Consider the following 8,299-nt stretch of genomic DNA (forward strand, 5'->3'; position numbering starts at 1 on the left):
TATACTTAATGTCTACAATTTCTACAGAAACGGTTATTCAATTTTTCCATGCTGTTTCTCTACAAGAGGATTTAAAACAGCAGCTAATAGCTACTATAAATCCAGACGAGGTAGTTAAGATAGCACAGAATTACGATTTTAAGTTTAGCGTAGCTGACTGGCAACAGTTTATTCAGGAACATCAGTCCAGTCAGCCTAACAGTGATACTTTTAAAAAAGAAATAATAGGATTAGATGTTACAGAAGAACAGTTAGATGCTTGGTGGAAATTTGCTTGGGAAACAGGAGATATCAATCTGATCGGGTGGGTTTATGACAAGAGAGATGCTATCACTTGGGTGCAATTACTAGATGAGTTTAAAGTGATTAAAAAAGAGGATTAATTTTTAGCTATCAGCGGTCAGCGGTCAGCGGTCAGCGGTCAGCGGTCAGCCATCAGTGGTCAGCCATCAGTGGTCAGCCGTCAGCCGTCATTAATCAGTTTTCAGCTTATTTTATTCAAAAGCTGATAGCACCTCAAGTAGCGTGCGCGTAGCGCATAAACTGATAGCTGATAGCTGATAGCTGATAACTGATAGCTGATAGCTCACGATTCAATCACTCCATTAATCAGTAACGCTGCCTTAGTTTTGTCTAAAATAACTTTTTCATAGGTTTTGATTGAGTCCTTATGAATCGGTTTCGCCATGAACCGATAGTGACTAGAGGTTGTTAGTTCATCAATCTTCAGGTGAGTCGCCATCGGGTCTTCTATCTGATACTCTTTCTCGAAGTAAAGTAAGCTAATTGTGGTCAGGTGTATTCGATCAGCAATAGCAGCAGCAAGCAATCGATAAAAACGAGCTGCAAAACGGGGGTCTTGCTCTAGTTTATGGGTTAATTTAACTCGATCAATGCCAGAAGCACTTCTGTGATACTAGGTTCCCATATCCCTCCTCCCTTGATTAGGTTATCCTTGGTCTGTTCAAGCAGACCGGGATTTTTGCCAAACCGAGTTCCTGTGACTTGGGCATTACTGAGATTAGCATGGCTTAAGTTTGCTGAAATCAAGCTAGCGCCACTCAAGTCAGCGCCACTCAAGTCAGCGCCACTCAAGTCAGCCCCACTGAGTTTGGCATCCCTTAAGTCAGTATCACTTAAGTCAGCATGGCTGAGATTAAGACTACTGAGATTGACACCCCGTCAGGGTTGGCGTTGCTGAATCTTCGAATGAATGCGCGATCATCTGGTTTTAAGAGTAGGTGCGCGCCTCCAAGGGCGCGAGCAATCCCTCGCGCCCTTGGGTCGCACCTGTAGAATGGGCATCTTGGTGGAACGGGCATCTTGCCCGTTATCAATATCTGGTCGAGCGGGCAAGATGCCCACTCTACTGCTATTCATTAGTTGATTCAGCAACGCCAAAAGCCAAGCGAGCTAGCCACAGTTAATCCTGGTGGGCAAGGTGATTGGTCAACCCAAGCGCTCCAACCAATTTATTTCCCCTTGCCCACCCTACAAAACTGGCTAATGCTAAAAATTCATTCTAAATTCTTCATTCTAAATTCTTCATTCTTCATTCTAAATTCTTCATTCTTCATTCTTCATTCTTCATTCTAAATTCTTCATTCTTCATTCTAAATTCTTCATTCTAAATTCTTCATTCTAAATTCTTCATTCTAAATTCTTCATTCTTCATTCTTCATTAGTCTATTGCCTTTTGACTTGTTCAGCGAAGCTTCCTAATTTCCTCTACAGGTATGCCAGTAGTTTGGCTAATCGTTTCATCATCCAAAAGAGGCATAAGTTGGCGTGCAATTGTTTGGGCTTTTTCTTTCTCCCCTTCTTCTCTCCCTTGTTTCATTCCTTTTTCTATCCCTTGTTTATCAGCAAATAGAATCAGCCCTTGTTGGTCATGAATAAACATTTCTCGTTTTCCTAGTTCCTCCAACTCTTTCCTGGTTAAATTCGCCTGAGAAGCAATCCCAAATGCCTGTTTAAACTCTGGGAGTTGTGCCATTTTCTCTGGGACTGTATCTAAGGAAGGGGCATTTTTTAAAAAATACATCCACAACTCATCCAATTCTTCTAACTCCTCCAACTGTTTCTCAAACTTCGGTAACTCTACAAACAATAATTGTAAGTGATTTTCTACGTAGCTGATGTTGGTACTTTTTTCTCGGAACTCAAAATGATTAATTACCTGATTATGCTCAGGAAACATAATAAAATCGGTAATGGTCAGAGCAATCACTGGTTTGAGATAACGGTAGCCTTCCCCTTTACCTAATTGTAGTGAGTAAGCTTTAGCTGCGTTATATAAAACTCGACGAGCAAAAGACTCTACCTGCAAAACCTGCATTTCAATAATCACTAGAGAACCATCCTTCAGCTTAGCTTTCACATCGAGGAAAGAGTCTTTGAGGATTGGCAGAGGAGAAGACTGATAAGGATCAATAATTTCCAAATCTTCGATGAGAGGTTGATTGTGATAGACAAGAGCATTGAGGAAGCTAATCAGAATCGGCTTACTTTCCTGGGAGGCAAAGATTTTTTTAAAGGCAAAGTCGGTTTTGGGGCTGATGAATTTCATGGCTGATATTGGCCTGAGGGTGCGTTTACTCAAAAAATTAGTAGACTACAACTATGATACAGCAATTTGCAATTGCTGTTAGGTACAAATTGCTTGATTTTAGGGAACAGGGAACAGGGAAGAGGGAAAAAAATCCTGTTGAGCTTACACTCCCCATCTCCCCACCATTCCCACACTTACTTTCTTTTTTACAACTATGATATCGACCCTACTCCTCTTCTTTTTCCCTGAGCCAACGCCAAATCAACAAGCAAAGATTCAACACTATGATTAGGTTTGCATCAAGGAACAAAGCTAGTAACTCCACAACGAACTCTATTAATAGCCAACGTTTTCGGTTGCGATTAGTCTTCTTGGTCATGGCCATGATGTTTAAATTAAATGCATCTGACTTCTAGCTTATGGAGTAAAAAAATAGGTGTATAGGGCTTTGATATAAAAATTTGTGACGGTATTTACTGGAAAATATACTTAAATAAAAATAGGCGTTTTAAGTATTAATTAATAAACTAAAATATGCTAAAATAAAAACAAATAAAAATTTTGAATTAGCTAACACAATTCGCAATCTACATGGCATAATTTAGTTAAGCATTCAGCGGTCAGCTATCAGCTAATGCGCTATGCGCACGCTACGCGAACAGCTTATGAGAGTTAAGTTTCACAGGCTAGAAGCCTGTGCCACCCTACTCCCTACTCCCTACTCCCTGCTCCCTGCTCCCTGCTCCCTTTCTTAGGATAAATACCATGACCAACCAACAATCTCAACAACAACAGTTCATTGAATATATAGCTGACAATATTTTCCCGATATCGAAAAGCTCCGAAACCCAAAAACTATGCTTTCAACTGCGTTTTAGTCCTGAAAACTGGCAAGAAGAGAATGTGGAGATTGCTCGCAAAATGGATAAAAAACTGGGAGCGTTTAATGAACAAAGCATTAATGCTACCCTGGCGGAAGTCCTGAAAAAGCTGAAAAAGCAGTTTGGGGAGGAAATGCCAAAAAATGGGGTAAATTTGGACAACCGCTCAAAAGGAAGACCAGCGGATGATAAACAATCTCCCTGGCGAATTGCTTATCGCTGGTTATGGGAGCATAAATTTCCTTACTGGGAAATGGATGGGCTTTGGCAAACCCTGATTAAAGAAGCGGCATCGCCTTCCCATTGGCTTCGTTTTACTCCAGATCCTATTTACAACAAAGCTTTGGTTGTACCCCGAGGCAAGAAGCCTGTAATTGGTTTAAACATTCCCTACTATATGCATGTGGATCTAGATTGTGACCAAGAGCATCTGTTGTTATTAAATCGGGGTTTAGATACCAACTATGTAGTTTGTCCTTCCCAAGCTTTTGCTCCAGTTAATCGACTCAAAGAGAAGAAAATGCTGATGCCTCAGTCAGGGGCAATGTGTGAAGAGATAAAATTTGATAGGGTAGGGCAAGAGGAGTTTATGGCCATTGTCTTAGAAGATTCCTTAAATTTACCTTGGTTAACGCCTAATCAAGAAGAACCAGCTCCCATTTGGAATCTCGAACGGCTTAAGGAATTGTGGACAAGGTTGGCAGAAGATAGCCATAATTGGCAAGCATTTTATCGCTCTTTCCAGGTAGTAGAAGCATCTGCTTAGAATTAGGTAACAGGAAATAGAATAGGAAAATACTATGGATGAACAACGATTTCAAGAGTATTGCAACTTCTTAATGTCCATTTTATGGGCAGTCGCAACTAACCCTAGCCCTCAGTCAGTTTACCCCCTACTAAAAGACAACCTAGACAAGCTAGATGACAACTTAGGGCCAATACTGCAATTTCGGGCAAGGGAAACCCTCCCTCAACTTCAGCCAAAAGAAGCTGAATATCTTGCTAAAGTTATTGGCAACTTCGGCAATTTAATTCGACAATTAACTCTAGGTAACATAGCTAATAACCTAGAAATTGCCATTGCTAGTTATCAAGTCGTTGCCACAGTTTTTACCTTGGAGGCATTTCCCCAAGATTGGGCAACCACTCAAAACAATCTCGGTGCTGCCTACTCTGACAGAATCAAAGGGGAGAGAGCCGATAATATCGAACAAGCTATTGCTCATTATAAAAATGCCCTACAAATCAGTACTAAGTCGGCATTTCCCCAAGATTGGGCAATGACTCAAAACAATCTCGGCAATGCCTACTTATACAAAATAAAGGGGGAGATCGCCGATAATATAGAACAAGCCATTGCTCATTATCAAAATGCCCTAGAAATCCGTACCAAGTCCGCATTTCCCCAAGATTGGGCAACCACTCAAAACAATCTCGGCGCTGCCTACTCGATCAGAATCAAAGGAGATAGGGCAGATAATATCGAACAAGCTATTGCTCATTATAAAAATGCCCTACAAATCCTTACCAAGTTGGCATTTCCCCAAGATTGGGCATCCACTCAAAACAATCTCGGTAATGCCTACTTTAATAGAATAAAAGGAGATAGAGCCGATAATATCGAACAAGCGATCGCTCATTATGAAAATGCCCTACAAATCCGTACAAAGTTGGCATTTACCCAAGATTGGGCAATGACTCAAAACAATCTCGGCAATGCCTACTGTGATAGAATAAAAGGAGATAGAGCCGATAATATCGAACAAGCCATTGCTCATTATGAAAATGCCCTACAAATCCGTACAAAGTCGGCATTTCCCCAAGATTGGGCAACCACTCAAAACAATCTCGGCAATGCTTATAAAAAAAGAATTAAAAGGGAGAGAGCCGATAATATAGAACAAGCCATCACTGCTTATGGAAATGCTCTACAAATCCTTACTCCAGCAAACTTCCCTTTCGATTCTATGCAAACAGCTAGCAATTTAGGTAACGTTGCTCTGGAAAATAACAATTGGCAACTAGCTATCGAAAGCTATGCCCTAGCTATCCAAGCGGTAGAACAAAGCCGGAGTTGGGCAATTGATGAGGAGCGTCGCCAAGAAATTATGCGTGATGCCATTGACGTGTATGACAACATAGTACAAGCTTGCCTCAATTTAGGTCAGATCGAGAAAGCAGTGGAATATACTGAACGTTCTCGTGCCCAAGGCTTGGTAGATATGATGGCTAGTAATGAACTCTACCAAGGGGGAAAAATTCTCCCAGAACTAAAACAGCTTTTGCTGGACTACGAGGAATTGCAACAGCGTATCAATCTCCTCCGTTTTGGTTCTGCTTCGGAAGCTGTTCCAGTTTTGGCAGGAAGTCCTGATAAAACCCTGTCATTGGGAATGGGAGCAAAGCAATCTGGTCAATCCTTAACTAGGGACGCTTTATTACAATACCAGAAAGAAATCCAGGAATTAGAGGCACAAAAACAGCAAGTTTGGCAACAACTGCGCCGCTATGACCCGGTTTTGGCAGGACAAATTCAAGTGGAGCATCTCGATTGGCAGCAAATCCAGCAGTTAATCGAGGAACCAACGACTGCTCTGCTTAGTTTTTACACAACAATAAAGGATACTCATATTTTTATCCTACGTAAGGATCGCAGTCCTCAAGTTTTTACTTGTGTTGGGCAGGGGGTGGATAAGTTACAGAATTGGATTGTAAAAAACTGGTTCAATCCCTATCTTAAGGCACAAAGTGAATGGAAAGAGAAGATGGGGGATTTTCTTCAGGAACTTGCTGAGCGCTTGCAGTTGCAGGAGCTGGTGGCAAAATATCTGACTGGGATTGAGGAGTTGATTATTGTGCCTCATTTAGCTTTGCATCAGATTCCTTTTGCTGCGTTGCCGATTGTGGATCCCCCCCAGCCCCCCTTAATAAGGGGGGAGCAAGAGGGTTTATTACCCTTAAAAACGGCGGAGCAAGAGGGTTTATTAACAGAAAATGCCGCAATCGTCCCCCCCTTGTTAAGGGGGGTTAGGGGGGATCTTCCCCAAACTCGCGGTATGGTCTTCGCCAGCAAATCCTCCAAAGTCTCTGCCACTAAACCTGTTACCAACACTACTTATTTATGCGATCGCTTTCGTATTCGCTTGGTTCCCAGTTGCCAAATCCTGCACTATTGTCACCAACGCCCAGCAATTGCAGGTCAGGAAATGGGTATAGTCGAAGATGCTACGGAGGATCTGCCCTTTACCAGTTTTGAATGCAAAACCCTGGCGGAAATGTATCAAGTTCCTGCTGAGCAGCGCTTACAAGGACGGAATGCCACGGTCAAATCATACCAAACCTTAGCCCAGCAAGTGCATATCTTCCACTCCAGCCATCATGCCAAATCTAACTTCATGGAGCCCTTGAAATCTGAGTTAAGGTTAGGAGATGGTTCCCTTACCCTCGGTCAACTCTTAACTCCTGGTTGGCGCATGCCCAATCTTTCAGAAGTTTTTGCCTCAGCCTGCGAGGTTAATTTCACTGTTACCAAAGAAACTGATGATTTGCTTAGTCTAGCTACGGGTTTTCTCTGTGCTGGAGCCAGGAGTGTGGTTAGTACCCAGTGGTCCGTAGATGATTTGGCCAGTGCTTTATTAGCAATTTTTTACTACCATGGCCGCAGGTCAGGGATGAGCTGTTGCCAAGCACTACAGCAAGGGCAAATTAAATTGCGCAATTTAACGGGAAAGGAGTTTGCTGATAACTATCAGCGTCAGTTAACGGAACATCTGGAACACAAGTTAACGGAGGCCAAAGCTGCTAAACAGAATGCTAAGGATCAGGGAGATGAAGAAGAGTTAGATAAGTGGATCGACATTGTCGATAAATTCGAGATACAGCCAAAGCGTTTGGAGTCTTTGAGTAAGGATGATTTTCCCTTTGCTCATCCTTTCTTTTGGGCTGGTTTTGTTTCCCAAGGAATTTAGAATGAAGAATGAAGAATGAAGAATGAAGAATGAAGAATGAAGAATGAAGAATTTAGAATGGAGAATGGAGAATGAAGAATTTAGAATGGAGAATGGAGAATGGAGAATTTAGAATTGATATCCTGTAGGGTGGGCAAAAGGTGAGCACAGATCAGCTGTAGGGAAAACTCTAGGAATTTTGCCCACCAAAAAGTCAGATCCTGTAGGGTGGGCAAGGTGATTGCTCAACCCAAGCGCTCCAAGCAATTTATTTCCCCTTGCCCACCCTACAAAACTAAATTCTTCATTCTTCATTCTTCATTCTAAATTCTAAATTATGACTAACCTTCAACCAACTAACCTTCAACCTGCTAACCAAAAAAAAGTAGCCGCAGAAATACTTTCCACGGCTAGGATTTTTCGACTATGCACTCAATTTTCTCAGCAATCCAATCCTGATCGGATGTGATTGGCCTTTGGCCAGGGGGGGAAACCCCCCCAGAAATTTAAGGTGTTAACGCCAAATCCAATATCTGGTGATCATCGTAATATATTCGTCTGGAGTTCCAGTGGGCTGAAGAGGACCCCATTCCGAAATTTGGATGTAGCCAAGAGCATTCAGGATATAGGCGGTATGGGTGATTTGCTGGCGAGACCCTTTCAAAATGTACGGAACAATGAATCCGTTTGAATTATTGTTTGAATTGGGCTGATAATTTTGATGCATAATCGAGAAATTGTTTTTTAGGTTATAACTATAATTATAATGATTATAGTTTAATTTGTCAAGGATAATTAAGAATTAAGAATTAAGAATTAAGAATTAAGAATTAAGAATTAAGAATTAAGAATTAAGAATTAAGAATTAAGAATTAAGAATTAAGAATTAAGAATTAAGAATTAAGAATTAAGAATTAAGA

At 41.4% G+C, this 8,299-nt stretch carries 6 protein-coding genes and 1 pseudogene; 4 read left to right on the forward strand and 3 right to left on the reverse strand.

Translation table 11 applies throughout. From position 1 onward, the window contains the following. Positions 1 to 8: 8 nt before the first annotated feature. Entirely contained in the window at positions 9 to 383 is a 375-nt protein-coding gene (locus F6J94_RS02255; RefSeq protein WP_293036483.1) for a Nif11-like leader peptide family natural product precursor, read from the forward strand. Between the two features lie 203 nt (positions 384 to 586). On the opposite strand, the gene F6J94_RS02260 is transcribed toward F6J94_RS02255, so the two are convergent. The 3 genes and pseudogenes from F6J94_RS02260 to F6J94_RS02270 form a co-directional block, all read right to left on the reverse strand. Then, positions 587 to 829, reverse strand: coding sequence for a hypothetical protein (locus F6J94_RS02260; RefSeq protein ID WP_293036485.1), 243 nt, complete (start codon positions 827 to 829; stop codon positions 587 to 589). 47 nt (positions 830 to 876) lie between these two features. Then, positions 877 to 1,170, reverse strand: a pseudogene (locus F6J94_RS02265) (pentapeptide repeat-containing protein); the annotation flags it as partial. A 535-nt stretch (positions 1,171 to 1,705) separates the two neighbouring features. Further along, on the reverse strand, positions 1,706 to 2,569 hold the full coding sequence (locus tag F6J94_RS02270; protein ID WP_293036487.1) for an Rpn family recombination-promoting nuclease/putative transposase: 864 nt from the start codon (positions 2,567 to 2,569) through the stop codon (positions 1,706 to 1,708). A gap of 678 nt (positions 2,570 to 3,247) precedes the next feature. Between F6J94_RS02270 and F6J94_RS02275 the strand changes: the two genes are divergently transcribed. From F6J94_RS02275 to F6J94_RS02285, 3 genes are all read left to right on the forward strand, one after another. After that, the gene (locus tag F6J94_RS02275) at positions 3,248 to 4,198 is read left to right on the forward strand and encodes a hypothetical protein (protein ID WP_293036489.1); all 951 of its coding nucleotides are present in this window, start codon (positions 3,248 to 3,250) and stop codon (positions 4,196 to 4,198) included. A gap of 34 nt (positions 4,199 to 4,232) precedes the next feature. After that, positions 4,233 to 7,400: a CHAT domain-containing protein gene (locus F6J94_RS02280; RefSeq protein ID WP_293036491.1), complete on the forward strand. Its 3,168-nt coding sequence runs from the start codon at positions 4,233 to 4,235 to the stop codon at positions 7,398 to 7,400. A gap of 316 nt (positions 7,401 to 7,716) precedes the next feature. Further along, complete coding sequence (locus F6J94_RS02285) at positions 7,717 to 7,848, forward strand: hypothetical protein (RefSeq protein WP_293036493.1); 132 nt, start codon at positions 7,717 to 7,719, stop codon at positions 7,846 to 7,848. The last annotated feature ends 451 nt before the right edge of the window (positions 7,849 to 8,299 follow it).

It is taken from the genome of Moorena sp. SIO1F2 (assembly GCF_010672755.1).
Taxonomy (GTDB): domain Bacteria; phylum Cyanobacteriota; class Cyanobacteriia; order Cyanobacteriales; family Coleofasciculaceae; genus Moorena.